We start from the raw sequence: 490 nt of genomic DNA on the forward strand, positions 1-490 counted from the left end.
GCGGCTCGACGGAAGAAGCGCAGGAGCGCATCGGCTCCGAGGTCGCCCGCAAGCTCGTGGACTATTCCGACATCGGCTCGACGGTGGGCGCCGTCAACTTCCCGCAGGCCTTCATCAGCACCCGGCCCGGCGGGGCGCGCTTCGCGCACCTGCACCGCAACCTGCCAGGCGTGCTGGGCCGCATCAACGACGTGTTCGCGCGCGCGCGCATCAACATCGCCGGCCAGATGCTGCAGACCGACGGCGATCTCGGCTACGTGGTGATCGACACCGATGCGGGGCTGGCCGACCCCGACGCGGTGCTGGGGGAACTGGCCGCCATCGAGGGCACGGTGCGGGCGCGCCTGCTCTACGAGCGGGGCTGAGGCGGCTTGCCGGGTGAAGCGTTCGGGTCCGCCGAGCGCTCGCCTTCCGCGCCGATCCTCTCCGGCTCGAGCGCGGGTCCCCTCTCCCGTGCGGGAGAGGTCTGCTCTCGCAGAGAGCCGGGTGA

1 pseudogene is annotated in these 490 nt (G+C 71.8%); it reads left to right on the top strand.

From position 1 onward, the window contains the following. Positions 1-365, top strand: a pseudogene (locus AX737_RS17015) (ACT domain-containing protein); the annotation flags it as partial. Positions 366-490 lie beyond the last annotated feature (125 nt).

It is taken from the genome of Methylobacterium sp. CCH5-D2 (genome assembly GCF_001556475.1).
GTDB classification, from domain to species: domain Bacteria; phylum Pseudomonadota; class Alphaproteobacteria; order Rhizobiales; family Beijerinckiaceae; genus Methylobacterium; species Methylobacterium hispanicum.